1 pseudogene is annotated in these 247 nt (G+C 69.2%); it reads right to left on the minus strand.

Annotated elements, in window-relative coordinates:
- Positions 1–116: 116 nt before the first annotated feature.
- Positions 117–247: pseudogene (locus tag JMJ55_RS31460) on the minus strand (IS110 family transposase); the annotation flags it as partial.

Genomic DNA, 247 nt, shown 5'->3' on the forward strand with positions numbered 1-247 from the left:
GGCGGACCAATCTAGAACGCGGGCTCGGTGGGTGCCGGCACCGGGTCTGTTGCGGTCTTGCCCTGCCGCGTCCCCGCAACGGGACGTCGGACGCTGAGGTCGGGGATGGCGAGCGGCTATGCCACAGCCTTCTCCCCACCCCAGTGGAACTCGGTACCGCGGCGCCACAGGCTCAGCAGCACTACGGCGAGCTTACGAGCGACCGCTACCTTGGCGCGGCGCATGCCCGAGCGCTTGGCAATCGCTA

The organism is Belnapia mucosa, assembly GCF_016775475.1.
Lineage (GTDB): Bacteria > Pseudomonadota > Alphaproteobacteria > Acetobacterales > Acetobacteraceae > Belnapia > Belnapia mucosa.